Raw genomic sequence first — 26,223 nt, 5'->3', positions numbered from 1 at the left:
ATTGATAGACGAAACCGACGCTGGCTTGATCACATTGATGCTTCGTCCGCAAAGAACTGGCTTCGTAAATCGCGATACTGCTGCGCTTGCAAACGTGGTCCGTATTGCGTGACTACTGTGGCGGCTGCAATATTGGCAAACTCGGTCGCACGAACGAAATCAACACCGCGATGTACCGCATATAAAAACGCACCAGCAAACATATCGCCCGCGCCATTCGTATCAATCGCTTGCACTTTCGGTGCACTGACCTGATGTAACTGCTCACCATCAAATACCACCGCTCCATCAGCACCGCAAGTGATCGCAAATTTGTCGGCAAATTGCTTTAATAATTCACAAGCTTGTTCAAAGCTGTCGGATTGCGTAAAACCCAAAACTTCATCGCGATTACAGAAAATCAAATCGACTTTATTACCGATCATTTCTAATAAGCCATCACGGAAGAATTGCACCATGGCTGGATCGGATAAGCTCAATGCAACACGTGTTCCGTGCTGTTGCGCTTGTTCTCGCAATTGAATCGCCGCCTTACGCCCGGTTGGTGAAGTGACCAAATAACCTTCGATATAAACGAAATCACTCTCTTTTAAGGCAGCCAAATCCAGTTCATTGACACTGAGTTCTGCGCTAATACCCAAAAAGGTATTCATGGTTCGCTCCGCATCCGGCGTAATCATTACCAAGCACTTGCCAGTGATACCAGCTGGCGGCGTAATATGCTGAGGGATTGCAACACCAGCCGCTTTTAAATCGGCTAAATAGAAGGCACCATTCTCGTCGTTAGCGACCTTACAAGAGTAAAAACTCTTACAGCCAAAATAGCTGGCGGCAATCGTGGTGTTAGCAGCAGAACCGCCACTGGCACGCTTAGAAGCAACCAAATGGTGATCTAAAGCGGCAATCAACTCGGCCTGGCGCGCTTCATCAACCAAGGTCATGACGCCTTTATCCACGTTCATGGCGACTAGATCGGCATCGCTCAAGGTAATTTCAGTGTCAACTAAGGCGGCGCCTAGTCCATAAACGGCATAATGTTTTTTCATAAGTGGTGTAATTAAAAAGACGAAAGCAATTTCTAAGAATCGGTTACAAAACGGTGTGCAATGTCGGCAAGCAGTTTAACGGAGTACTTCGTTAATTTTTCATTATTTTCATTAGCTTATTTTTAAGCAAACAAGCTGGCATCGCTATTCTACAAACGCCATCGCGATCGATTCTGTCCTGACGCAAACGTGTTTGAACATTTTGCATTCAAAATGTTGCATTTTCGCGCAAATTGACACTTCCCAAAAGAAATATTTGATTGACGGCAATATCAAAACCCCGCAATACTTAAAAATTCTTAATCGCATCGACCTGCATGGACTGATTTTCGTGAAGAAATTCTGGCTCACAAAGCAGTGGTTATTACCCAAATATCTCCCCACTGCCATCTTTATTCTAGGCATGTGCTTTGCAACCGCAGGCACTTGGTGGCTGAATCATAACGAAAAAAATAAGCTCGAAAATGAGTTTAAAAATAAAGCAGAGCGGCTCACCAACGAAATCGAGCAACGATTTTCTACCCCGATATTTGGCTTAAATGGAATTAAAAGTCTATTTGGCGTCAATCAACAACTAAGCGCGGCAGAATTTAGTGCCGCCATTAAAACACATGATCTCGGCACTGAGTACCCTGGCGTACGCGGCTTTGGTTTTATTGAGAAAGTAAAAAAAGCCGAGGTAGATAACTACCTAAGTCAGCAACAACGCAATGGCAGAAGTGACTTCAAATTACAAGAATTTGACCCGAACGAGACCGATACCCGCTATCTAGCGAAGTATTTTGAATCGCCCTACCGCAATCATTTCGTTCCAGGAACTGATTTTGGTTCTGATCGTCGACGTCGAGATGCGATTGAAGCAGCCATCAATTCTGGTTTGCCAAGCATCAGTTCTTTAATATATGCACCACCAAAAGCCGAGAAAAAAGCCAGTCTTTTGTTATTTGTACCGGTATACCAAAACGCCTCTGTCCACGATAGCGTAGAGACACGGCAAACGAGCGTAATCGGTGTCGTCTATGCCCCCATTTTTCTAGAAGAATTGATGTCGTCAATTGCCGATGTCGACAACGACATCGTGCAATTCCAGTTAGAAAATACAGCAGCGTTTAATGGCTCTGAAATCACACGCTTTCTGAGTAAGAATGCAGTGAACAAGCTAACCGATAAATCAGATACCAAAGAACATGGCTTACAAATAAAAAAGGCGATGTTCTCCAGCACCCGCGTGATCACCTTTCATAAACGTGATTTTAAGTTGACCATCGCCAGCACCCCACTATTTGAATCGAACTTACACAGAACCATACCGATCGCATTTTTCGTTGCGATGAGCCTAATCAGCACTTTGCTCGCTTCCTTATTGAAGATGCAGCTCAGCTTCAATGAGCAAATACAGAAAAAGCTCGATGCCGCAGAACGCGACAAGGATGCCTTGCTCAGCACTCTAAACATGCATGCAATCGTTTCTGTAACCGATGCGAGCGGTGAAATTATTGATGTCAATGAGGCGTTTTGTCGAATTAGTGGCTACAGCCGCGAAGCCTTGATTGGTCAAAATCATCGAATTATCAGTTCGAAAGAACACGATAACGCGTTTTGGTCAGATATCTGGCGTGATATTTCTAACGGAACGCCATGGCGCGGCGAGGTTTGTAATCGCGCACGCGACCAAAGGCTGTACTGGGTCGATACCTTTATCGCCCCATTTAAAAATACCGATGGCGTCATCGAAAAATACATCGCGATTTGCACCGATGTGACCAATAATAAATTGGCGGAACAACGTCTACAAGCCGCATTACGCGATAGCGATGCCTTACTCAGCACCTTAAATATGCATGCGATTGTGTCTATCGCCAATCATGAAGGTCGCATCATCGAAGTCAATCAAGCTTACTGCCGCATTAGTGGTTACACGCGTGAAGAAATTTTAGAAGGTAATCACAAAATCGTCGCAACCGGCGTGCAATCGCCCGACTTTCTGTCGAATATGTGGCGCACGATTTCCACCGGCACACCTTGGCGTGGCGAAGTTTGCAATCGCACCAAAACCGGTAGTTTGTATTGGGTCGATACGTTTATCGCCCCCTTCAAAAATGAAAAAGGACAAATCGAAAAATACATTTCTATCCGTACCGATATCACTGCTAGTAAGAAAGCTGCTAGCCGCTTAGCCAATCAACGATCTGCCTTGGCGCATATCATTGAAGGTACCAATGTAGGCACTTGGGAATGGAATGTCGTCACAGGCGAGATGCGTTTGAATGAGCGTTGGGCAGATCAGATTGGCTATGAATTAAATGAATTAGGGACGCCAACAGTACAGACTTGGGACAACTTGACACATCCCGACGATCTGCAAAAAGCCAAAGCCCTGATGCAAAAACATTTTGCCCATAGCCTGCCATATTACGAGTGTGAAAATCGCTTAAAACATAAGAATGGCAACTGGATTTGGGTACTGACGCGCGGCAGAATTTCGTCCTACACCACAACCGGAAAACCCGAGTGGGTCTCTGGTACGCAGATGGATATCACTGAGCGTAAAAAGGCTGAAGCTGAATTACAGAAAAGTACGCAACTGCTGGTAGCTGTTCGCGATCAACTGACCAAGGCGGCAGAAATTGCTGAGCTTGGCATTTGGAGCCGTGATCTACGTACCGATGAGCTGGTTTTCAATGACAGAATGTTCGAGATTTATGAAATTCCACTCAATCTCAGGAAAAACAAATTATTCTATGACTTTTGGCGGGCCAAAGTGCATCCCGACGATTTGGCCGAAACCGAAGCTCACTTGGCAGCGGCGATTGCAGGAAATCAAAGTTATAGCCCAGTATTTCGTATCATCAGCCCCAGCAAGGGTATCCGGTACATACAATCGGCTGGCGGCATCGAACGCGACGAGCATGGCACGCCTATCTTAGTCACCGGGATCAATCGTGACATCACTTTGCAATATCAAGCGGAAGAAGCCTTACGGCTAGCTAAACAAGCGGCGGACGACGCCAATCAAGCCAAGTCGGCTTTCTTAGCAAATATGAGCCATGAAATTCGCACACCGATGAACGCGATTTTGGGCATGCTCAGTTTGCTACGTAAAACCCCACTATCACCGCAACAGAATGATTACGCTAGCAAAACCGAAGGTGCTGCACGATCTTTGCTTAATTTGCTGAATGACATTTTAGATATTTCTAAAGTTGAAGCCGGCAAAATGACACTCGACCCACACCCTTTCAAACTAGATCAGCTATTGCTAGAACTGTCGGATTTGTTGTTCATGAATCTCAACAATAAACCGGTCGATATTCTATTTGATATTGATCCGCAAGTTCCAGCGCGTCTGGTCGGTGATGCCATGCGTTTGCGACAAGTGCTGACGAATCTGGGTAGTAATGCGGTCAAATTCACCGAACAAGGTGAAGTTGTGATCGCAATTCGTGTATTGGAAAAATCAACCGAAAGTGTTCATCTACACTTTTTAGTGAAGGATACCGGTATCGGTATTGCACCAGAAAATCATCAGAAAATTTTTACCGGCTTTACGCAAGCCGAAGCATCAACCACACGACGTTTTGGTGGCTCAGGTTTGGGCATTGCGATTAGCCAAGGCTTGGTAGAAATGATGGGTGGCAGCCTAGAAGTAGAAAGTGCAATTGGTGTGGGATCCTGCTTCCATTTTAAAATTCAATTGCCGATTGCAGAGAACCAACAAATACAAACTGATCAGCAAGATGTAAACGCATCGCGCCATTTGTTAATCGCAGAAGCCAATCTATTTGTGCGCGAACACCTAAAAGCCGCGTGCCAAGAGCTCTCCTATACCACCGATTTTGTCGACAGTAGTCAAGCGGCACTCGAAGCATTACGCAATGAGCCGACGAATTACCAAGCGATTCTGATTGATTGGGACAGTATTGAAGCCGATGGTTGGAGTGTGATTCGCGAAATCCGCGCCATTGCGCATGCCGCATCACAAACCATGCTGCTGTTGCTGCGAGAAACCGAACGAGGTTTATTCCAACGCGCATCACTCAAAGATCAATTACTGTTTGATCGCGTTCTGTTCAAACCCGTCAATGCGCGCAAACTTGCTGACAACTTACGCGGTGTCGATGAACAAAGCGACAACGTAACAAACGAAGCAATCAAGCCCTTGCTAGATTTGCGCGTTCTGTTGGTCGAAGACAATCTAAATAATCAACAGGTTGCACGCGAATTATTAGAGGCGGAAGGCGCATTAGTGATGCTCGCGCAGCATGGTTTAGAAGCGATTGAAATTATTTCTAGCGAACGACGTCCGTTTGATTTGGTTTTAATGGATTTGCAAATGCCTGTGATGGATGGCTTCACGGCGACTCGGAAAATTCGTGGTGAAATGCGACGCACCAATTTACCGATCATTGCGATGTCAGCCAATGTCATGGAATCAGATCGCATCGCTTGTTTAGAGGCAGGTTTAAATGATCACGTAGGCAAACCATTTGATTTACAAAATTTGATTCAAGTTATTTTGCGACACACATCGCGTGATGATGAAGTCAACCGTGACCATAGCAATTTAACGATACCGGAAGACCTAGAATTAACCACTACTGCAAAGCAACTTGGATTTGATATTTATCCAGCGTTGAACCGCATTGGCGGTCGAACCGATGTCTATTTACGTATGCTAGACATGTTCCGCAAAGATCTACAAGACTTGCCTAAACAATTACTGAGCTGTGTACCTGATCACATCAACACTGCACTGCGCCATCTACACACTGTCAAAGGCTTATCCGGCACACTAGGAGCCAATGGTCATGCGAAAATATTTGCGGAAATCGAGAAAAAGCTGGTGCAAGCGCATCAAGAAAAACAAATAGCAAGCGCGCGTCTATGCATACAAGAAAGCTGTGAACTAATTCATGATCTTGAGTTACAACTCGCAGAATTGGCACGTTATTTGGTGCAACGGAATGAGGCCATCAAACCACCGAGCGCTACCTATCAATCGGTCGATGATACTGACAAGGATTTTGATCCAGTAACTTTCCGGCGTGGTTTATTAGAGTTAGCAGAACAACTCGATAACGCTGATATGGCTGCTACTGAAACCATCCTTGATTTACAAAAACGCTTTGAAAAACGGTTTGGTTCGCAATTACGGCCGATCGAAAACGCCATTTCCATGCTCGATTTCAAGCTTGCACAAACTCTCAGTAATGAATTGCTAGAAGGGCTCCCCAAGTGACTGCGAATACCTATCAACCGCCGCATCCAAGTGAGGACTTATTTCCTTTGCCAAGTAAACCACGGCTACTCGTTGTGGATGACCAAGCTGCGAATATTCAAGTGTTGTACCAAATTCTTTCGCATGACTATCAGGTATTGATGGCAACCAGTGGTGCGCAAGCCTTGGCCTTATGTGCATCTAAACAGCCTGATTTAGTTTTATTAGATTTGGTCATGCCAGAAATGGATGGCTATCAAGTGTGTCAACGACTGAAAGCAGATTCCATCACGCGCGATATTCCGGTGATCTTTATCACCGCACAGACGGACGAATCTGCCGAAGAAAAAGGTCTCGATCTAGGCGCGGTTGATTTTATTTCGAAGCCTATCAATCCGCGTATCGTGCGCGCCCGCATTAAAACTCACTTAATGTTAAAAGCGCAGTCCGACTTGCTACGCAGTTGGGCTTATCTCGACGGGTTAACTGGGGTACACAATCGACGTTTCTTTGACGAGCGCGTCAACGCCGAAATGGGACGCGCCATTCGGAATCAAACTGCACTCAGTTTAGTGATGCTCGATGTAGATTTTTTCAAGCGCTTCAATGATCATTATGGACATCAAGCTGGTGACGATTGTTTACGCCGCGTCGCCAAGACTTTAAAGACAAGTCTAATGCGATCTGGTGACAATATTGCTCGCTATGGTGGCGAAGAATTTGTTTGCCTACTTCCTGACACCGGATTCGCTGGCGCGATGCAGCTGGCAGAAACCATACGCAAAGATGTCTTCGATTTACAAATCGAACACGCCACTTCTTCGGTCGCGCCGTTTGTGACGGTGAGTCTTGGTATTGGTTGTAAACCAGAAAAAGCACATGGCAGTGCAAATAGTCTGATTAATTTAGCGGATACGCAATTATATAAAGCCAAAGAACATGGCCGTCACCGCATATTTGGCGCAGAATTATTGCCCGATTCCTGAATCATAGGCTAAGGATAACAACCATAGGAATCTGTCGATTTATGATTTTTTATGCTGAATTTTTATGCACGTATAAATCAAAGTCTTCTCGATTTTGCTCAATCATTTTTCAACCTAACTGAAAAAAGACTTCGATTTGTACACGCAATATGAAGAGTGTGAATGAAGTGTGAAAATCGCACCGAATAAACTGGTGTAATAAAACTTGGTACGGTCAATTGTCATGCTAACTACCAAGTCGATTCAAACAAGACACACTCTTGGTTTGAACACGATCTTCATGCAATAGCCTCTCAAGATTAGCCCTTCAAATTCGCTTTACTTTTGGATGCTGTTTGCCATGCACGATCTTGTGCGTCCATTGCTAATTTTTGTTCCGCAGTCAAACGTTTAGCACTGATGATGACTGTTTGCATGCCAGTCGATTGCAAATCAAATGCCAATTTTTCTTCAGGGCTCATGCGTTTTGCTGACACTGTTACTTGTTGTGTCTTTAGAGTGTTCACTTTAGCTGCTTCACTCTGTTTCGCTTGAAAGCCATGCGCAGAACCCATTAGCACGAAACTAGATGCCGTTGCGATGATGACTTTAGTCGTAAATGTCGTTTTCATTTTGCATACTCCTTTATTGAGATTAGTCAGATTAATTTAGGTTTTTACTTGGTTCGACCTGCGTCGATGGTTGAACTATAGCCAGCACCATTTGCGCTTTCCATCAACTTGCGACGAAATGCAGAAACACGGGGTCGAAGACACAAAATGCGCTGGCGAATATATTTTGTAACAATACCGATCAAGAAATGGGTCTGCATCACGCCAGAAACGGCTTGCCAGCGTACAATGTGGCCTTTCTGAAAGCCCTGAGAGTGGCGAGATTTGCCATCAACGCTATTCATGCCACTAATGCGCCTCGCAATGTAATTAATTTATGACCATCCTGCTGTCCACCTTAAACGCCCGCTATGCTCACGCTTCGATGGGCTTACGTTACCTGTATGCGAATATGGGCGAATTGCAATCGCAAACCCATCTACAAGAATTCGTAATCGGTGCCAAAACAACCGACTTATTGGAGCGCTTATTGAGCTGGCAACGCGCGGATGAAAAGTTAATTATTGGCTTTGGCGTGTACATCTGGAATGTCGAAGAGACCACGCGCTTGGTGGCGTTGATAAAGCGCGTTGCGCCTGAAGTGATTATTGTGTTGGGCGGCCCTGAAGTCTCATACGAAACGCAAGAGCAAACAATTGTTGGCTTAGCGGATTATGTGATTACTGGCTGGGGCGATATCAGTTTCGCCGCACTCTGCCAACAGATCCTAAATGGTCCTAAGCCTTTAATGAAAATTCACGCTGGGGTACAAGCCAAGCTTGATGAATTGCAATTACCATACGATTATTACACTGACAAAGACATACAAACCCGCACGCTGTATGTTGAAGCCTCGCGCGGATGTCCGTTCAAATGTGAATTTTGTTTATCCGCACTGGATAAAACTGCTTGGCCTTTTGATATCGACCGCTTCTTAGCAGAGATGGAAAAACTGCATGCACGAGGCGCACGTTTATTTAAATTTGTTGATCGCACCTTTAATCTGAACATCAAAACCAGTTTAAAGATCATGCAGTTTTTTCTCGATAAACTCGAAGCCAACCCAGACGATCCGGTATTTGCCCACTTCGAAGTAGTACCAGATCACTTGCCAGACGCGCTCAAAGCAGGCATACAAAAATTCCCAGACGGCAGTTTGCAATTTGAAATTGGTATTCAAAGTTTCAACCCAGAAGTACAAAGCCGTATCAGCCGTAAGCAAGACAATGCGAAGGCGGCAGAAAACATCCAATGGTTGTGCCAACACTCAAAAGCCCATTTGCATGTGGATTTGATTGCTGGCTTACCGGGCGAGACGGTAAACAGTTTCGCAACAGGTTTTAATCAACTGTATGCATTAGGGCCGCATGAAATTCAATTTGGTATTTTGAAGCGACTACGCGGGACGCCGATTATTCGTCACACCGAAGAGTTCGGCATGCGCTTTGATCCTTACCCGCCCTACACTATTTTGGCGAACAAAGATGTGCCATTTGCCGAGATGCAAAAATTAGTACGTTTTGCACGCTACTGGGACTTAATCGCCAATTCTGGTCGTTTTAGCCACACTTTGCCGGTCATTTTGGCAGATGCCCCATTTGAAAATTTTATGGCGCTATCGGATTGGATTTACGCCAAAACCGACGCAACGCATAAAATTGCCTTAGACCGCCTAGCTAATTTGGTCACGCAGTGGCTGTGTCAAGAACGAGGCATGCCACAGCAAGAAGCTTTGACGATGATAGGTAAAGATTACGCTGGCGACGCCAAACACAAGCAAAGCCCCGAAGTCTTGCGCTCAGACAATCGGCCAAGCACAGCAAAGGCGCCAAGCAACGATAACGCGAATCATAAAGCGAGCCCAAAACGCCAAAGTCGTCATTTGCAAAGTTAATTGGGGCGTTTGTGTAGCGATTACAGTGAGGCTATCGTTCAAATTGCTATAAGGATTTCCTTACTGTCGGCTCGCCTAAAAAATGATCCGATTTTTCTAATTGCTTGGACAATCTACAACACAAAAAAATGGATTGCTGCACAACGTCTTAAATTGACAAAAATTTGCCATCAGGAATGTTTTTTGACGGCGCTTTCGCGCATAATGCAGAGGTTATTCTAAGTTTAATAAAACTGCATAATGCCACCACAAGTTTTTCAAAACGCTCAAGCCAATGTTAGCCGCCTGCATTTCAGCCTGCGTCTATTTTTGGTTTTTTGTGCATTTTTCTTGGCTGGTGGCATTAGCTTAAACTTTCCCTTCATGACCCCGAACCTGACCTTGATCTGGCTACCAAGCGGGATTGCACTGGTCGCGCTACTGCGCTGGGGATTCGTGATGTGTATCCCTATTTTTCTGGCTGCACTCAGTTTAAATTTAATCACTGACGTAGCACTTTATGGTGCTTCGGTCATGGCACTGGGGAACACCCTCGCACCTGCAGCCATCGCTTGGTACTTAAATAAGAAACACTTTTCAGTACATTTCCCGCGTCGCGAAGATGTCTTGCGCTTTTTTGTCGGTAGCGCCCTTGGCATGAGCATCTCTGCTAGTCTGGGCTGTTTTATCTTATGGCACTCTGGCAATTTTGAACAACCCAAATTTGCCTGGATCAGTTGGTGGGCCGGTGATATGGCGGGCATCTTATTACTGGCACCGCTATTATTTGCATTACATCGCGGTGGCATCCGAACCAAGCTGATTTACGAAGAAACCTTAATCTTTGTGTGCTTTTTTGCTGTATCACATTGGTTGATTTTCTTAACGAAAAATAGCCCATTGCAACTGACTTTCATCGCGATGGCGGTCATGATCTGGGCTGCAATTCGACTTGGCAACCTATTCACCGCGATTACTGTATTGGGTTCATGCGCTTTTGCCATCATCGCCACCTACAATGGGCGCGGCCCATTTCAATCACTCGATCCGACTGAGAGCTCGATCATTATCTGGCTATACATCGGCACCATGTCGATGACCGCACTACTCATCAATGCGCTGCAATCTGAACGAACGCAAGCTAGTAATGAGTTAAAGGATTCGTTTGATCGAATTAATAAAGTCGCTTCGCGCTTACCTGGCGTGGTCATGCAATACCGGATTCACCGCGATCGCACGACTTCTATCCTGTATGCAAGTGATGCGATCGAAACCATGTTTGAGGTAAGTGTCGAAGAAATCCGCCTGAATGCATCGATCTTAGTGACGCGCATCGATAACGCCGACAAAAAAACTTTTCTACAAAATCACGAATATGCAACCAAGCATTTAAGCCCCTATCAAATGGAGTTTCGCTATCAGCGTCGTGATGGCAGTATTCGTTGGTTATTTCTAGATGCCTTACCAGAACTAGAAAGTGCAGAAGGCAGTACGCTATGGCACTGTTTCATTAGCGACATCACTGAACGTAAAATTGCCGAACAAGATCTGCGCGTTGCGGCGATTACGTTTGAATCACAAGAAGGGATTTTCGTTACCGATAATCATTGGCGCGTATTGCGTATCAACCAAGCCTACGCACGTATTACCGGATTCGATATGCATGAATTGGTGGATAAGCCTCTTCCGATGTTGGTCACGCCGCAGCAAGACGAAGAATTCTTCAACAAAATTTACCAATCCTTAGATCAGCATCGATTCTGGCAAGGCGAGCTGTGGGCTGCACGCAAAGATGGCGATATCTTTCCGCAGATGATTACCATGACTGCGATTGCCAATGATAGCGGCATGATTACCAACTACATCGGTTCGTTCACCGATATCAGTCGGCATAAAGGCTATGAAGATGAGATTCTGAATTTAGCGTTTTATGACCCGCTCACGCATCTACCAAATCGTCGTCTCTTGATGGATAGATTGCAGCATTTAATCGCTATGAACCAGCGCGACGAATCGTATAGCGCGATTTTGTTTATCGATCTCGACAACTTTAAAACACTCAATGACACACGTGGTCATGACGCCGGTGATCTGTTATTGATCGAAGCCGCGCAACGCTTACAAACTTGTGTACGCGAGAGTGATACCGTGGCCCGCCTTGGCGGTGATGAATTTGTGGTGGTGCTACAGGCACTTAGTCATGATCGCAATGAAGCGGTGATGCAAGCCGACAAGATCGCAGAAAAAATTCGTCTTTTGTTAAATGAGCCTTACCAAATCACTGATTTTATTCATCACGGTGCGGGAAGTATCGGCGTCTGTCTATTCCAGGGTGGCGATGTCACAGTCAAAGACCTGTTCAAACGCGCCGATACCGCGATGTATGAAGCCAAAACTTCTGGGCGCAATGCCGTTCGCTTCTTCGATCCAGCGATGCAAGCGGTGTTAGTCGTCAAAATGATGTTGGAATCAAATCTACGCGTGGCGTTAGCGCTAGAACAATTCCAGTTGTATTACCAAATTCAGGTCGATGCGGATGGTAATGTGATTGGCGCGGAAGCTTTATTACGTTGGATACATCCTGATCGCGGTTTTATCTCACCCTTAGAATTTATTCCAGTGGCAGAGCAAACTGGTTTGATTATTCCTATCGGCACCTGGGTGTTAGAAACTGCCTGCAATCAATTAAAAAAATGGGGGCGCAATCCGAAAACCGCGCATTTAAGTTTGGCTGTTAACGTCAGTGCAAAGCAATTCCAACAAAGTAATTTTGTCGAAACGGTGACGGAGATCGTGCGTCTACACAATATTAACCCAAGTCGACTCAAAATCGAACTCACTGAAAGTACGATTCTGGATAATGTCGATGCGACCACCGAGAAAATGCAGCAATTGAAAAAACTCGGTATCGCCTTTTCTATGGATGATTTTGGTACTGGCTATTCTTCGCTCGCCTATCTGCAAAAACTGCCGCTCAATCAATTAAAAATTGATCAGTCCTTTGTACGTGATTTGAATGATGATGAAAACGACGCGACGATTGTGCGGGCGATTATTTCTTTGGGTTTAAATCTCGGTTTGGATGTAATTGCCGAAGGTGTCGAAACGGTCGCGCAAAGACGCTTCTTGATCGATCATAACTGCCTGACCTTCCAAGGCTATTTATACTCTAAACCGATTCCTATCGAAGGCTTAGATGCCTTACTCGCTGGCGATTCTAGCGATCATCAATTCTTATTAACCGCATCAGATCCAGACGAATAAATTCATGCCGGATCGGATGTCATGCCTTGATTTTTTAGTTGTATCCATTGCGACATATACTGCGTACTTTTCATACTGTGATGTCGTAACATCGCGCCGGTAAAGTTTTGTAATCGTCGCACTGCCTGTTGTTCACGTGCTTGCAGAATAGCGCCAATAAAATCGCTTGCTGCGGTGTCGTGATCAAAATGCTGTTGCAAGATTTGTTGTCCACGTTGTTGCGCCAATTGCCATTCCGTCTGATCGCTCGCTAATCGAATCGCGGCGTCCACAAAATCATCTAAGTGATCAGCGATCGCGCCACCCCAATGCAGATCACCATGCATCGATTCCGCACCTATACGCGTCGTTACACTAGGTGTACCAGCAGCCATCGCATCCGCCAATTTACCTTTAATTCCCGCACCAAAACGAATCGGTGCAAGACACACGCGCGCCGCCGCCATCACTTGTTGCGCATCATCTGCCCAACCCCGCATATGAAAACCTTGCTCAGGCTGATGCAGGGCAATCGCCTTCGGCGGTGGATACGAGCCATACACATCAATTTGTGCATCAGCCATCTTGGCACGCAAGCGCGGCCACACCGCTTGCTTCAAATACAGCACCGCATCCCAATTTGGCGCGTGTCGGAAATTACCAATACTGACAAACCCTTGTCGCTGCTGAAAATCTGGCGAGCTACCAGCCCTTGCTGTCAGCATTAAATTGTTTTCGCATAATAGATAACTCGGTAAAGCGAAAGCATCACGCAATAATTCGGTTTCAAATCGCGAAATCATCAAACTCAGATCACAGCGATAAATCGCCGCAATTTCACGTAAGGCCAAGTCACTTTGCGCCATTTGCTGTACCAAGCTTGCACGATCAGAGCTGGGCTGCAATACCGCTTGTCTTTCGCGCTCATTTGGGTACGCTTGCAAAGTCTGCTTTAATAATTGATGGCGTGCTTCGCGCAAACTATGCAAATCGCAAGTATCTAATACGCGTAATGCATTTGGTACTTGACGCTCGACCCGCCAAGCAAATTGTTCCTCAGTAAAGAAGCGATCAAATACCACCAAATCAGGTTGGTAATCACGCACAAATTGATCGAAACTATCGCAATTAAGCGCTAACTGTTTTTCTTCAATCTGTAATGCAGAGAGATCAGCACGATGCGGTGACAGTGCCGCAACTGAGGCGAATATGACTTGCCAATTTTGCGCACGAAACAAACGTAAAAACGCCATGGTTCGACTGCCAGCCGCAGACGAATTCGGCTCTGGCCAGACATAACCCAGATATAAAACTTTTTGGATGTGCATGGGTTAATACGTTAAATTAAAAGGCGCGCTGATAGATAAGTAGAAGTTTGAAAACGCCCAAGCAAACTCCATTTTCGAATGCAATGTTAGCAATTTCCACCACAATACTTCAACTTCAACGATTTAAGCCAGATTGCAAGACTCTCTTTTACCTCAATTGTGTTTGCTTCGAACTCTTCATCCTCAAGATAGCCTTCTATCTCAATTTCTTTTTGATAATTACGTAGCTCATGACGGACACTGTCTGGCACACCTTCTAGTGCAAGAATGCTACTGGATAAGAATTGTACGAAATCATCACGCGTGACTTCATCGCGCTCATAAGAGGCTAATGACATTTCGAGTCTTTGAATAATTGATAGGTTCGACATTAGCGAAAGCCAACAGAGAAAGTAATGCGACCAAAAACCTACTCTTCCGGCCAAATCGACAGCACGACTTGTTCAACGTCATTCGGATCACCAACTTTTTTCTTCGCGTCTATCCAGTCTTTTGGCTCTGGAATCGCTTTGGTGGTGTGTTTGGGCGTATCAATTGCCATCTTAATCGCGAACACGACGATGCCAGTATCGACATCAAATGGGCGCATTTTTTTTATCGCCTCGACGATTTCGTAATCGTAGTATTCATGCAGTACAGGCTCCATATCTAACCACACTGCCACTTCTTGGTCAGATCGCACTGCCACCACCACATAACCATTGCCCGGTGTGGTCTGCCCTTTTTGCATCACTTTGGCGACTTGGGTCTGTAAGTTTCTAGTGTATTGCGATAGCTGTTCGAGATTAATTTTCTTCTTTTGTAAGTCTTCTTCTGTTTGGAAAAAATACACCGAATCGAAACGCACTTGTACATTTTTTTGACAGCCAGCAAGTATGAACAAGCTGCAGCAGAACAGAATGGAGAGTAGGCGTTTCATGATCGGCGTCTAGAAATTAAAATGATTGGTAATGCGTTTGCAAAAATAGTGCAAGTTGATGATGAAGCACGGGTAAAACAACGCCACTGTAGACTTCCACTGTCTCGCCTATGGTCGAATTAGTTAGGAACAAACACGCCCACACTACGATCTTTTTTCACATTATCCCAAGGGAAAACTTGACCGTTCATCGCCACATACACTCCAGCAGGCATGAGCTGGGCGGCAGCACAAGCGAAGCCAAGATTAAAAAATGCATCTGAATTCGTTACACCATAAGGAATCATCGCACCAGTAAATACGATCACCTTATCAAGCTTCGCGGCACCTAACACATGAGCAGTTTCGCGCATGGTATCGGTACCATGAATAATCACGATCGCCTTCTCTGGTGACTTTTCGCAAGATGCTAGAATTTCTTTGCGATCTTGATCAACCATATCGAGCGAATCAATTAAAGGACGCACTTCCAATTCAACCGGCACCGTCAAGCGCGCACGTTTTAATACCTCAGGCAAATGACTTTCATGAAAAGTCAGCTTACCAGCCAATTCATCATAATGTTTATCAAATGTGCCACCTGTGGCGATGATACGAAGGGTCATACGAATTCCTTTTTTACTGCGATTAAAGTGGTCTGTTAACTAGTAAGTAGAGTATGGGCGCAGCTTAAGTCACTGTCAATTTTGAGCGAATCACAGGTCAACTAAGCATTAGGGTAAACTCAAATACAGCATCTCCAGTTTTGCTCTAGCCCAAGCCGTTTTACGCAAAAATTTGAGGCTCGATTTGATGCTAGGATCGTTGATAAAGCATTGAATCGCGATTCTATGTGCCAAGCCGTCCCAGCCGTACACCTCAAGCAATTCGGTCAAGATCGCTTCTAAAGTCTTGCCTTGTAAACTGCGTGCCATCGTTTTTTTATTTTTTGAGTGAAACAAGTTCAACTTCAAAAACCAAATGCGTATTCGGTGGAATATTGCCAGAACCTTGCGTGCTATAACCGAGGTATGCTGGGATCATCAATGTGCGTTTGCCACCGACTTTCATTCCTAATAATCCCATATCCCAACCACGAATCACTTGCTTGGCGCCCACCATTACTTGTAAAGGGGTTCCGCTATCGCGTGAAGTATCGAATTGTGCGCCACGTAAATTCCATGCTTTATGGTTGTACAACCAACCGGTGTAATGCACTTCAACGATAGCACCGTTCACAACTTCATCACCGGTACCAATCACATTATCAATAATGCCTAACTTGGTCAGATGTAAAGGTGCGGGCGCAGTCGTTTGTGGTGTGCTGGCTGCAGTGGCGTCGGCAGTTGCGCTCGCAGTACCTTGAGCAAATGCAGAGTGCGCGAATACGCTAGACACGACCAACAATAAAGAAGAAGCAAGTTTCATAAACCTATCCAAATCAAAAATGATTACAAAGTCACAGCCCGCATGATAATCGAAATCTGCTGAAAACAACGCGAAAATTCACTACGACATGCACTGACTTTACTCAGCAAATACGGGGTAAATAATGGGCAAATCCCGCTATTCACCATCTATTTATGTTGAACTATCGATCGCAAGTTACATGTTCCATACAATTGCTTAAATTATTATATTTTTACTTTTCTATCGCGCTTCAGATGTTTACACTCTTGCCTGTTTCAGTTTGTTTAATTTTTGACGCACAAAATAGGATCAAAGTCATGCGGATGTTTCGTAAAAACTTGACAAAAAAAGTGATTAGCAGTGCCATTTGCGGCTTGCTATATGCCACGCCATTCATCGCTGCATGTAGTCATGCACAGCAGGCCAACACAGCGGCAATTAGCAAACTAGATTTAGCACGGTTAGAAAAAGAAGCGCAAATGGCCTTAGAGAAGAAGGAATTCGCCAACGCTGCTGAGCTTTTTCAAAGAATCGCCAATGCCGCGCCCGAAGTCGGCAGTTATGCCTATAACGCTGCTTGTGCCCATGCTTTAAAGGGCAATGTCGATCTCGCATTCACGTGGCTACAGCGTGCAATAGATGCGGGATTTGTCGATGTTAAACATAGTCAACAAGACGGTGATTTACAAAGCTTACGGCAAGATCCGCGCTGGGGAGGCCTGATGCTATCGATGCAGAAACGTGCCGAATTCCTTGGCCGTTTATGGAATTCCAGCGTTTGGAAAACCGCTTACAAGGCCAATCTCAGCGTGGATGAAAAAGTCGCTGGCTTATCTAAATTTTGGTCAGAAGTAAAATACAACTTCGTCTACACCAATACCTTACGCGAACTCGATTGGGATGCCGTCTATCAACGCTACCTGCCGAAAGTTCGCGCGTCTAAGAGTACGCTGGAATACTATAAATTATTGATGGAGATGTGTGCACTATTGAAAGATGGTCACACCAATGTCTATGCGCCCGATGAGCTGTATGAATCCGACTTCGCTGTTACAAAGATTCGCACACGCCTAATTGAAGGCCGGGTTTTCATTACCGAAGTCGGCGATCAGCAACTCATCAAACAAGGGCTGGTAGCGGGCACAGAAATTCTCGAAGTCAATCACCGAGATGTGCACGATTATGCGCGCAATGATCTTGCTCCCTACGCCAGTGCTTCTACGCCGCAAGACTTAGAAACACGTATGTATTCGTATGAATTCTTAAAGGGATCGGCCAAGGAGAAGCCACTATTAGAAGTGCGTGATACGCAAGGCAAGCGCCATCAAATCAAGATCGACCGAGTTAGTTTTAAAGAACGAAATAAGGCTTTATCTGGCCTGCCAGCTTTTTCTTGGCGCATGCTGCCGAATAATATTGCCCATGTTGCACTGAATAGCTTTGATGACGATACTGCTGCCGTCGCGTATTTGAAAGCATTCTCGGAAATCAGTAAAGCCAAAGCGATCATCTTCGACGTTCGTGAGAATGGTGGCGGTGATGGTGGTGTCGGCTTCAAGATTCTCAGTACCATCGCTAAACAAGACTTTGCTACCAGTGCAGCGGCCACCCGCGATTACAAGCCTAGTCTACGTGCATGGGGCAATCCTGAATCTTTACATCACTTCCCACAATCACTAGAAGCAGCAGACCCGCAACATCAATTTGCTGGAAAAGTGGTGGTGCTCACGTCTGCCCGCACCTATTCGGCGGCAGAAGACTTTAGCCTTGCCTTTGATTTAATGCAAAGAGGAAAAATTATTGGTGAAGCGACCGGGGGCAGTACAGGACAGCCTTTATTTTTTGACTTACCTGGCGGTGGAATGGCACGCGTATGTACCAAGTTGGATAGCTATCCTGATGGAAAAGCATTTGTTGGCGTGGGTATTCAACCGCATCACCTAGTGCGACCAACGATTGCTGATTTCCATGCTGGACAGGATACTGTCTTACTCGCAGCGATAAAAAATATTAACGAGTAATCTGTATTACTGAATAATCGTCAATGCGCTCACGTCACTAAGTGATTCGACGTGAGCAGCGTCTCAGGATTGCATGCCGAGTTTACAGTGCGAATAAAAAGAGAGAGGATAAAAATGCGGAATTACAACTATTTTCACGTCGATGTATTCGCCGAACGAGCCTTTAGTGGTAATGGATTAGCCGTGTTTTTAGATACAGAAAATTGGTCTTCTCAATTTATGCAAACGCTCACGCAAGAGATGCAGCAATTTGAATCGATCTTTCTGTCGCAAATCCAAGCAGGCAAAGAGTACAGTGCCAACGCCAGAATCTTTACGGTGGAAGAAGAATTGCCTTTTGCTGGTCATCCTCTGCTAGGCGCGGCTGCAATCTTGCATCGCACTCACGCTGAAGATCTGCAAGAATGCACTTGGTCTATCCGCGTTGGAGAGCGAACCATTGCAGTGACGAGTAAGCATCTTGCTGACCACTATCTATGTCAAATGAATCAAGGCAAGCCGCAAATCCAAGCGCCACTATCGCAACAAGCTGTCAGCGGGGTGTTGCAAAAAATCGGTTTGCAAGCTAGCGATTTGCTTGATACATGCCCTCCTCAAGTGATTTCCACCGGCTTAGATTATTTGATCCTGCCGATACACAGCGGCGCAATCGATAAGGTACATTTTTCGGGTAAGAATCTCGAACAAGAACTAGCTAAACTCCATGCGAAATTTTTGTTCATCTTTGATATCCAAAACCATGAAATTCGCACTTGGGACAATGCCGGCAAGGTCGAAGATATCGCTACCGGCAGTGCCGCAGGCCCTGCTGCTGTCTATCTTTACGCACATCAACTTGTTAAGCCGGATCAAACAATTCATATTCAACAAGGCCGTTTCCGCCAACGACCAAGCCGTTTAACCGTAAATCAAAACAGTCATGGCGAGATTCTGGCCAGCGGTGGCGTGTGGGGTGTCAGCGCAGGTAGGTTAGAAGCGATGCCGCAGCAATAAAAGTGATTATCCAATAAAATGAAATCGCCTCAATAACTTCAAACGACATCATGTACCTACCGCTTAAACACTTACACCTAACTTGCATTACTCTCAGCCTGATTCTGTTCGTTACGCGCTTTTATTGGCGTAAGCAAAACCCAAGTATGTTACAAAAAAAGTGGGTCAGAATTCTTCCACATACAATTGACACCATATTGTTAGCAAGTGCAATCGGGATGGCGATTATTGCCAGCATCAATCCTTTCGAACAGACTTGGTTGGCTGCCAAAATACTCGCGCTATTGGCGTATATCTTTGCTGGTACGTTTGCGATCAAACGCGCCAGCAGTCCACAGGCGCAGAATCTCAGTTTCGTACTCGCACTAATTTGCTTTGCCTACATCTTGATGGTCGCGCTTAGTAAGCAAGTCCTGCCATGGATGAACTAAATCATCCTGCACTCATCCAATCAAAAGCCACCAATTTATAAAAACTGCGTCAACAACACTGACTAAACAACAATAAAGATAGGAGACTTCATGCAACAACAATTCACTCGCCAACGGCTACTTGCACTCAATATTCAACTCAGCGTTGCACTTGCTTGCATCACGCTAAGTGGCGCAATTCATGCACAAAGTAATGAAGATTTGCATCAAATCAAACAAGACTTGCAATCTGGAAAAACCACAGCAGTCAAAGTTTTAGAGCAATACCAAGGCCGCCATGCACAACTCAATCCGCGCGTGGGCGCTATCAGTGCTGTGCGTAGCGAAGCCAAACAAGACGCTGAGCAAGCCGACAAAAATCGTAATCCACGTTTGCTGTTACAAGGTTTGCCAATCATGGTCAAAGACAATATCGCGATTCAAGGCATGCCAACTACCGCTGGCTCACTTGCATTGGCAAATAACATCGCTAGCAGCGACGCCTTCTTGGTTGCTAAATTACGCGCCGCGGGTGCGGTACTGGCTGGCAAAACCAATTTGAGTGAATGGGCAAATTTCCGCTCGACCAAATCCACCAGCGGTTGGAGTAGCGCAGGCGGACAAACCCGCAATCCCTATAATCTAAATAAAACACCCTGCGGTTCTAGCTCTGGCTCCGGTGCGGCGGTAGCAGCGCGCCTAATCCCCGCCGCAATCGGGACTGAAACTGATGGCTCCATCGTCTGCCCAGCAGCAGTGAATGGTTTGGTCGGATTCAAACCGACTTTAGGTTTGGTGAGTCGCAGCGGCGTAGTACCGCTTTCACACAGCCAAGATACCGCTGGTCCTATGACTTTAACGGTACGCGACACCGCGCTATTGATGAATGTGATTGCAGGTAGCGATGCTAACGATGCTGCAACCAAAGATGCGGATCAACACAAAACCGATTACACCCAAGGTCTCGACACGCAAGCGCTCAAAGGCAAACGCATCGGCATTGTCAGCAAATTGGTCCAAGGCTATGACAAACAAACCTTGGCCCTATTTAACCGCAGCGTCGAGATCTTAAAAGCACAAGGCGCCATCATCATTGATCAAGTAGAAATTCCGCATCTGGAAAAGACTGGCAAAGATGAATATACCGTCTTGCTCTACGATTTTAAAGCCGACTTAAATGCCTATCTCGCCACTACTCCAACCAGCGTAAGTACCCGTAGCATGGCCGATGTAATGGCATTTAATAAGAAAAACGCGAAGCAAGTGATGCCGCATTTTGGACAAGAAATCATGCAGCAGGCGCAAGCCAAAGGTCCCTTAAGCGACAAGGCGTATCTTGAAGCAAGTGAGCGCGCAAAGCGACTGTCTGGCCCAGAAGGTATCGATGCCGCGCTCAAAAAACATCAACTCGACGCCTTGATCGCACCAACCACGGGCCCAGCTTGGGATATCAATTATAAAAAGGGCGATGCCATCACTGGCAGTGCAAGTTCTCCGGCAGCCATTGCAGGTTATCCACATTTGACGGTGCCTATGGGCTTGGTGAAAGGTTTGCCAGTTGGCTTGTCTTTCTTTGCAGGAGCATGGAGCGATGCGAGTTTATTGAAGATGGGTTATGCGTTTGAACAAGCGCGACCAGCTCTGCCTGCACCTAGTTTGTTGAAATAGGAATCTAAATTCAGTCTTCGTTTTAATTTCAAATTCAGTAGACATAAAAAAGCCGCAGCCCAAATTAGTGCTGCGGCTTTTTTCGATTCAAAAGAATCTAATTTTGAATCTTATTTCTTACTCAGGAGAAAACCTAAGCAAAGCGTAGATTTATCCCTTCCGACACTTTGCTAAGCCATGTACGTTTCACGATATGTTCTTAGATATGGTAAAAACTCAATATATTTATGTTCAACTCTCTGAATAACATCTGAGAATCTCTTAAAAATAATTGCGCTTTGCTTTTCTTCCAATGACTTTGAAAATTGCGAACTTTCAAGATCGTTTAGCTTGTAAAAAAAGTACTCGCAATCTTCTCTCGCGCAATTAACATCTGTGTAATCTCCACACTCGATAAGAAACGTAGCCCACGAAATGTCACTTTTTTTATATCGAATCCACTCTGCAGCAACGAATTCGTCATTACACTCTTCCGATGCAAATTCTTCAAATGGCTCGGAATAAGCGTATGAATTCAAAAGGCTAATGGCAGTCTTTGGGTCTTTCGTTGCCGCAAGTTCCAACAGCCAAAAATCAGGCGCGTCCTCTAACCTGATTCTCTCGTCAGCCCAGCAAAAATAGTGTTCATGACTGATTAATCCTGCTTCAAGCATAACTACTAAACTCACCGCTTCTTTTTTCGTGATAGCTCTTTCCAGCACATTGCTTCCTATGGCTCAACTCGAAATTTAGCTCTGCAAACTCATCAAGCTCGCATTACCACCCGCCGCAGTCGTGTTCACACACAAAGCACGTTCTGCGACTAAACGCCATAAAGGCAATTCAGTCTTCGCATCGCATTCTGCGATACAAACAATCGCACCGGTTTGCTGCGCTAAAACGACTTTGTAATTGGCTGCAATATCACGGCCAAGCAAAGCAAAATGCACGTGCTCAGAAGTACCAACGCTGATCGCATCACTGACCAATTTTGGTAAATCAGCTGGTAATAAAGCCTTGGTTTTTTCTTCCAAAACGACGGTATTACCTGTGGCAAGTACCGCTGCGATTTGATTGAGCAAAGTCGCGACATCACTCGCTGCACAGAACACGCTACCGCGTGAAGCAAATGCCAGTGTATTAGTTTCACCGGTTGGGCCAGGTAACAACATCGTCATCTTGTAAGGGTTTTGACGTGCATATTGATCCGCCAACAAAGCGACATCGGCATGACCATGGGTTTTCGCCCAGACGGTGAACGCATCCAAAGCAACTGGCGCTTGTTTCTCGTAGACCGTATTGCCACTGAAGCTCATGTTCGGATTATGTTGCAAACGCTTCAGATACAAAGGACCGCCTGCTTTAGGACCCGTGCCAGATTTACCTTCGCCACCGAAAGGCTGCACACCAACCACTGCACCGACGATATTGCGGTTCACATAAATATTGCCGACATGCGCACGTTGGGTGATGAATTCAATTGTTTCATCGATGCGCGAATGTACGCCCAAAGTTAAACCAAAACCGGTCGCGTTAATCGCGTCCACCAAGGCTGGCAATTGATCGCGGTGGTAGCGCAAAACGTGCAAGACCGGACCAAACACTTCTTTCGTCAATTCAGACAAGGAATTAATTTCCATCACAGTTGGTGCCACGAAGGTACCGTTGCTGCAACTTGCAGGTAACTCTAAACTGTAGAACGATTTGGCTTTACCACGCATCGCGTCGATATGACTTTGCAGATTTTTTTGCGCTTCGGCATCAATCACAGGACCAATATCGGTTGCCAAACGATCAGGAATACCGACACGCAATTCTTGCATCGCACCGCGCAACATTTCCAAAGTTTTATCGGCGATATCTTCTTGCAAGCACAATACACGCAAAGCCGAACAACGCTGACCCGCGCTGTCAAAGGCCGATGACAACACATCATTCACCACTTGTTCTGGCAAAGCACTACTATCGACGATCATCGCATTTTGACCACCGGTTTCAGCAATCAATGGAATATCGATGCCTTCTGCGACCGAGCGTTTTGCCAAAGTACGATTAATGATTTGCGCAACTTCTGTCGAGCCGGTAAAAATCACGCCTTTAACGCGGCTATCTGCCACCAATTGCGCACCAACGACTTCGCCCGTACCTGGTAAGAATTGCAAAGCACCCGCTGGCACGCCTGCTTCGTGCATCAGTTGAATCGCGCGATGGGCGATCAAAGGTGTTTGTTCCGCTGGCTTTGCTAACACCACATTGCCTGCTGCCAAAGCGGCACTGACTTCGCCGATAAAAATCGCGAGTGGGAAGTTCCATGGGCTGATGCAGACCACCGGACCCAATGCCTGCGTTTGCGGCTGATTTTCAACTTGTGCTGCGTAGTAACGCAAGAAATCGACTGCTTCACGCACTTCGGCTAAAGCATTCGGTAAGGATTTACCTGCTTCGCGAATCGCTAAAGCCATGAAATCTAAAGTCTGTGCTTCTAACAAATCACCCGCTTTACTCAAGCACGCGGCACGTGCCGCTGGCGTTTGATTTTGCCATTCTGCTGCATACGCTTGTGCTGCTGCCAAGGCGGTTTGTACATCATTGGCATCGGCTTCGATGACTTGACCAACCACGTCGCTATGGTTAGCTGGATTCAGAACTGGACGTGCGCTTGTTGCTGACACCGTGCCAGCCAATAGCGGCGTTGCTGTTAAGGCTTGCTGGCTGAATGCGCTGAAATGCGCGCTGATTTTTTGCAATTGCAGTTCATTGCTGAAATCCATACCCGCAGAATTTTGGCGTTCTTTGCCAAACAAATTCGCTGGTAAATTAATCCCACTATGCATTTTTCCAGCGAGCTTGCTTGCAATGCTGATTGGATCTTCAATCAAAGAATCAATCGAGATCTTTTCGTCGACGATTTGATTCACGAAGGACGAGTTTGCACCGTTTTCTAACAAACGACGAACCAAATACGCCAACAAAGTTTGATGCGAACCGACTGGTGCATAAATGCGGCAAGGCTTGTTCAACTTATCTGCGCCCACCACTTGATCGTACAAAGTTTCGCCCATGCCGTGCAGACATTGGAATTCGTAATCCGTGACTTTAGCTTCTTGCGCCCAGCTATAAATCGTCGACAAAGTTAAGGCATTATGCGTTGCGAATTGTGGGTAAATCACATCGGTGACCGCCAACAATTTTTGCGCACACATCAGGTAAGACACATCGGTATAAACCTTACGTGTATAGACGGGGAAACCTGGCATGCCATCGACTTGCGCACGTTTGATTTCAGAATCCCAATACGCACCTTTGACCAAACGCACCATAAATTTACGGCCACTACGACGCGCTAAATCAATTAAATAATCAATCACGAATGGACAGCGTTTTTGGTAGGCTTGTACCACGAAACCTATGCCTTCAAAGCCGTCTAAGTCTTTATCGAAAGCCAATGCTTCCATTAAATCTAAGGACAATTCCAAGCGATCGGTCTCTTCCGCATCGATGTTCAAACCAATGTTGTACTGCTTCGCTAAAACTAAGAGTTTTTTCAACAGTGGTAGTAATTCTTCCATCGTGCGCGCACGTTGCGCACGTGAATAACGTGGATGTAAAGCCGAAAGTTTGACAGAAATACCTGGGCCATCTTTGATGCCACGACCATTCGATGCTTTACCAATCGCGTGAATCGCGGTTTCGTAAGCTTTGTAGTAAAACGCAGCGTCGTGCATAGTCAATGCCGCTTCGCCCAACATATCGTAAGAATAACGATAGCCGCGCGCTTCATTGTCTTGGCTGTTTTTTAAGGCTTCATCAATGGTTTGACCTGTGACGAATTGGTTGCCCAACATACGCATCGCCAAATCGACGCCTTTACGAATCAATGGCTCACCGCCTTTTGCGATCAAACGCGTTAATGCCGAACCCAAACCTTGATCGCTATTGGTGCTGACCAATTTGCCTGTGACCAGCAAACCCCAAGTCGCCGCATTCACAAACAAGGAAGGCGATTCGCCTAAATGCTTGCGCCAATCGCCTTTACTAATTTTGTCAGCGATCAATCTATCTTTAGTCGCCGCATCAGGAATCCGCAATAATGCTTCTGCCAAACACATCAAGGCCACGCCCTCTTCCGATGACAAAGAAAATTCATGCATCAGCGCATCCACACCAGAGGCGCGCGTACGTTGTTGGCGCACAGAGCTAACCAATTTCTTCGCGAGCTCATGAATGTTGTTTTTTGCTGCGGGTATTTCCTGCAAATTTTCTAACAACCAAGCAACCGCCTCGGCTTCGTCGCGACGATAAGCTTCAGTAATTTTGACTCGTAATGCAGATGGATTTGCTAGCAATTCTTGCTGCAAGGCGTGGAAAGGCATGTTGCTTGTGGTTGGATTCATGGAAGGATTCATCATTTATTTATAAAAGCAAATATGATTTAATTGTATAGATCATTGGCGAGGATTAATTCTGGAAATTCTGAGGTATATCGAAATATTCTATTTTGTGCGACAATTCCACCAAATATTATTAACAAGCCTCAAATCACACGTAATAATTACTCAA

At 45.6% G+C, this 26,223-nt stretch carries 19 protein-coding genes; 8 read left to right on the top strand and 11 right to left on the bottom strand.

What is annotated here, in order from left to right; all coding sequences use genetic code 11:
* Nucleotides 1-29 precede the first annotated feature (29 nt).
* Entirely contained in the window at nucleotides 30-1,046 is a 1,017-nt protein-coding gene (locus tag IE103_RS07710; RefSeq protein ID WP_189345457.1) for an adenosine kinase, read from the bottom strand.
* A 331-nt stretch (nucleotides 1,047-1,377) separates the two neighbouring features.
* On the opposite strand from IE103_RS07710, the gene IE103_RS07705 reads away from it, so the two are divergent.
* Together IE103_RS07705 and IE103_RS07700 are read left to right on the top strand one after the other, a co-directional pair.
* Entirely contained in the window at nucleotides 1,378-6,285 is a 4,908-nt protein-coding gene (locus IE103_RS07705) for a PAS domain-containing protein (protein ID WP_189345455.1), read from the top strand.
* Nucleotides 6,282-7,250 (top strand): diguanylate cyclase, encoded by a 969-nt coding sequence (locus tag IE103_RS07700; protein WP_229827168.1) that lies wholly within the window; start codon nucleotides 6,282-6,284, stop codon nucleotides 7,248-7,250. Before IE103_RS07705 ends, IE103_RS07700 begins: the two co-directional genes overlap by 4 nt.
* Before the next feature lie 299 nt (nucleotides 7,251-7,549).
* On the opposite strand, the gene IE103_RS07695 is transcribed toward IE103_RS07700, so the two are convergent.
* Entirely contained in the window at nucleotides 7,550-7,861 is a 312-nt protein-coding gene (locus tag IE103_RS07695) for a hypothetical protein (RefSeq protein WP_189345453.1), read from the bottom strand.
* 44 nt (nucleotides 7,862-7,905) lie between these two features.
* Nucleotides 7,906-8,145, bottom strand: a complete 240-nt coding sequence (locus tag IE103_RS07690; RefSeq protein WP_189345452.1) for a hypothetical protein — start codon at nucleotides 8,143-8,145, stop codon at nucleotides 7,906-7,908.
* A gap of 32 nt (nucleotides 8,146-8,177) precedes the next feature.
* Here IE103_RS07690 and IE103_RS07685 point away from each other — a divergent pair, with 32 nt between their 5' ends.
* Nucleotides 8,178-9,734: a B12-binding domain-containing radical SAM protein gene (locus IE103_RS07685; RefSeq protein WP_189345451.1), complete on the top strand. Its 1,557-nt coding sequence runs from the start codon at nucleotides 8,178-8,180 to the stop codon at nucleotides 9,732-9,734.
* 240 nt (nucleotides 9,735-9,974) lie between these two features.
* A complete protein-coding gene (locus IE103_RS07680) occupies nucleotides 9,975-12,977 on the top strand; it encodes a bifunctional diguanylate cyclase/phosphodiesterase (protein ID WP_189345450.1) in 3,003 nt (1,000 codons plus the stop codon).
* A gap of 2 nt (nucleotides 12,978-12,979) precedes the next feature.
* Here IE103_RS07680 and IE103_RS07675 read toward each other — a convergent pair whose 3' ends face one another.
* From IE103_RS07675 to IE103_RS07650, 6 genes are all read right to left on the bottom strand, one after another.
* A complete protein-coding gene (locus IE103_RS07675) occupies nucleotides 12,980-14,284 on the bottom strand; it encodes a glycosyltransferase (protein ID WP_189345449.1) in 1,305 nt (434 codons plus the stop codon).
* A gap of 86 nt (nucleotides 14,285-14,370) precedes the next feature.
* Complete coding sequence (locus IE103_RS07670; RefSeq protein WP_189345448.1) at nucleotides 14,371-14,622, bottom strand: hypothetical protein; 252 nt, start codon at nucleotides 14,620-14,622, stop codon at nucleotides 14,371-14,373.
* Nucleotides 14,623-14,693: 71 nt separating this feature from the next.
* The gene (locus IE103_RS07665) at nucleotides 14,694-15,203 is read right to left on the bottom strand and encodes a hypothetical protein (protein ID WP_189345447.1); all 510 of its coding nucleotides are present in this window, start codon (nucleotides 15,201-15,203) and stop codon (nucleotides 14,694-14,696) included.
* Nucleotides 15,204-15,322: 119 nt separating this feature from the next.
* A complete protein-coding gene (locus IE103_RS07660; RefSeq protein WP_189345446.1) occupies nucleotides 15,323-15,808 on the bottom strand; it encodes an asparaginase domain-containing protein in 486 nt (161 codons plus the stop codon).
* Nucleotides 15,809-15,916: 108 nt separating this feature from the next.
* Nucleotides 15,917-16,117 carry a VF530 family protein gene (locus tag IE103_RS07655; protein ID WP_189345445.1) on the bottom strand — a complete coding sequence of 67 codons (201 nt, stop codon included), beginning with the start codon at nucleotides 16,115-16,117 and terminating at the stop codon, nucleotides 15,917-15,919.
* A 7-nt stretch (nucleotides 16,118-16,124) separates the two neighbouring features.
* The gene (locus tag IE103_RS07650; protein WP_189345444.1) at nucleotides 16,125-16,610 is read right to left on the bottom strand and encodes an FKBP-type peptidyl-prolyl cis-trans isomerase; all 486 of its coding nucleotides are present in this window, start codon (nucleotides 16,608-16,610) and stop codon (nucleotides 16,125-16,127) included.
* A gap of 299 nt (nucleotides 16,611-16,909) precedes the next feature.
* On the opposite strand from IE103_RS07650, the gene IE103_RS07645 reads away from it, so the two are divergent.
* From IE103_RS07645 to IE103_RS07630, 4 genes are all read left to right on the top strand, one after another.
* Nucleotides 16,910-18,613 carry a S41 family peptidase gene (locus tag IE103_RS07645; RefSeq protein ID WP_189345443.1) on the top strand — a complete coding sequence of 568 codons (1,704 nt, stop codon included), beginning with the start codon at nucleotides 16,910-16,912 and terminating at the stop codon, nucleotides 18,611-18,613.
* A 114-nt stretch (nucleotides 18,614-18,727) separates the two neighbouring features.
* The gene (locus tag IE103_RS07640) at nucleotides 18,728-19,606 is read left to right on the top strand and encodes a PhzF family phenazine biosynthesis protein (RefSeq protein WP_189345442.1); all 879 of its coding nucleotides are present in this window, start codon (nucleotides 18,728-18,730) and stop codon (nucleotides 19,604-19,606) included.
* 50 nt (nucleotides 19,607-19,656) lie between these two features.
* Nucleotides 19,657-20,037 carry a SirB2 family protein gene (locus IE103_RS07635; RefSeq protein ID WP_189345441.1) on the top strand — a complete coding sequence of 127 codons (381 nt, stop codon included), beginning with the start codon at nucleotides 19,657-19,659 and terminating at the stop codon, nucleotides 20,035-20,037.
* A gap of 90 nt (nucleotides 20,038-20,127) precedes the next feature.
* Nucleotides 20,128-21,684: an amidase gene (locus IE103_RS07630; protein WP_189345440.1), complete on the top strand. Its 1,557-nt coding sequence runs from the start codon at nucleotides 20,128-20,130 to the stop codon at nucleotides 21,682-21,684.
* 170 nt (nucleotides 21,685-21,854) lie between these two features.
* Here IE103_RS07630 and IE103_RS07625 read toward each other — a convergent pair whose 3' ends face one another.
* Nucleotides 21,855-22,385, bottom strand: a complete 531-nt coding sequence (locus IE103_RS07625; RefSeq protein WP_189345439.1) for a hypothetical protein — start codon at nucleotides 22,383-22,385, stop codon at nucleotides 21,855-21,857.
* 27 nt (nucleotides 22,386-22,412) lie between these two features.
* Nucleotides 22,413-26,069: a trifunctional transcriptional regulator/proline dehydrogenase/L-glutamate gamma-semialdehyde dehydrogenase gene (putA, locus tag IE103_RS07620; RefSeq protein ID WP_189345790.1), complete on the bottom strand. Its 3,657-nt coding sequence runs from the start codon at nucleotides 26,067-26,069 to the stop codon at nucleotides 22,413-22,415.
* Nucleotides 26,070-26,223: the final 154 nt, after the last annotated feature.

This window comes from Affinundibacterium macrobrachii, assembly GCF_014652415.1.
GTDB classification, from domain to species: Bacteria; Pseudomonadota; Gammaproteobacteria; order Burkholderiales; family Burkholderiaceae_D; genus Undibacterium; species Undibacterium macrobrachii.
The sequence above is the reverse complement of the archived record's forward strand: the minus strand, read 5'-3'. Positions and strand labels throughout refer to the sequence as shown.

Coding starts and splice junctions, on each gene's coding strand:
- IE103_RS07710 (WP_189345457.1), bottom strand. CDS start 1,046: ATGAAAAAACATTATGCCGTTTATGGACTAGGCGCCGCCTTAGTTGAC.
- IE103_RS07695 (WP_189345453.1), bottom strand. CDS start 7,861: ATGAAAACGACATTTACGACTAAAGTCATCATCGCAACGGCATCTAGT.
- IE103_RS07690 (WP_189345452.1), bottom strand. CDS start 8,145: ATGAATAGCGTTGATGGCAAATCTCGCCACTCTCAGGGCTTTCAGAAA.
- IE103_RS07685 (WP_189345451.1), top strand. CDS start 8,178: ATGACCATCCTGCTGTCCACCTTAAACGCCCGCTATGCTCACGCTTCG.
- IE103_RS07680 (WP_189345450.1), top strand. CDS start 9,975: ATGCCACCACAAGTTTTTCAAAACGCTCAAGCCAATGTTAGCCGCCTG.
- IE103_RS07675 (WP_189345449.1), bottom strand. CDS start 14,284: ATGCACATCCAAAAAGTTTTATATCTGGGTTATGTCTGGCCAGAGCCG.
- IE103_RS07670 (WP_189345448.1), bottom strand. CDS start 14,622: ATGTCATTAGCCTCTTATGAGCGCGATGAAGTCACGCGTGATGATTTC.
- IE103_RS07665 (WP_189345447.1), bottom strand. CDS start 15,203: ATGAAACGCCTACTCTCCATTCTGTTCTGCTGCAGCTTGTTCATACTT.
- IE103_RS07660 (WP_189345446.1), bottom strand. CDS start 15,808: ATGACCCTTCGTATCATCGCCACAGGTGGCACATTTGATAAACATTAT.
- IE103_RS07655 (WP_189345445.1), bottom strand. CDS start 16,117: ATGGCACGCAGTTTACAAGGCAAGACTTTAGAAGCGATCTTGACCGAA.
- IE103_RS07650 (WP_189345444.1), bottom strand. CDS start 16,610: ATGAAACTTGCTTCTTCTTTATTGTTGGTCGTGTCTAGCGTATTCGCG.
- IE103_RS07645 (WP_189345443.1), top strand. CDS start 16,910: ATGCGGATGTTTCGTAAAAACTTGACAAAAAAAGTGATTAGCAGTGCC.
- IE103_RS07640 (WP_189345442.1), top strand. CDS start 18,728: ATGCGGAATTACAACTATTTTCACGTCGATGTATTCGCCGAACGAGCC.
- IE103_RS07635 (WP_189345441.1), top strand. CDS start 19,657: ATGTACCTACCGCTTAAACACTTACACCTAACTTGCATTACTCTCAGC.
- IE103_RS07630 (WP_189345440.1), top strand. CDS start 20,128: ATGCAACAACAATTCACTCGCCAACGGCTACTTGCACTCAATATTCAA.
- putA (WP_189345790.1), bottom strand. CDS start 26,069: ATGAATCCTTCCATGAATCCAACCACAAGCAACATGCCTTTCCACGCC.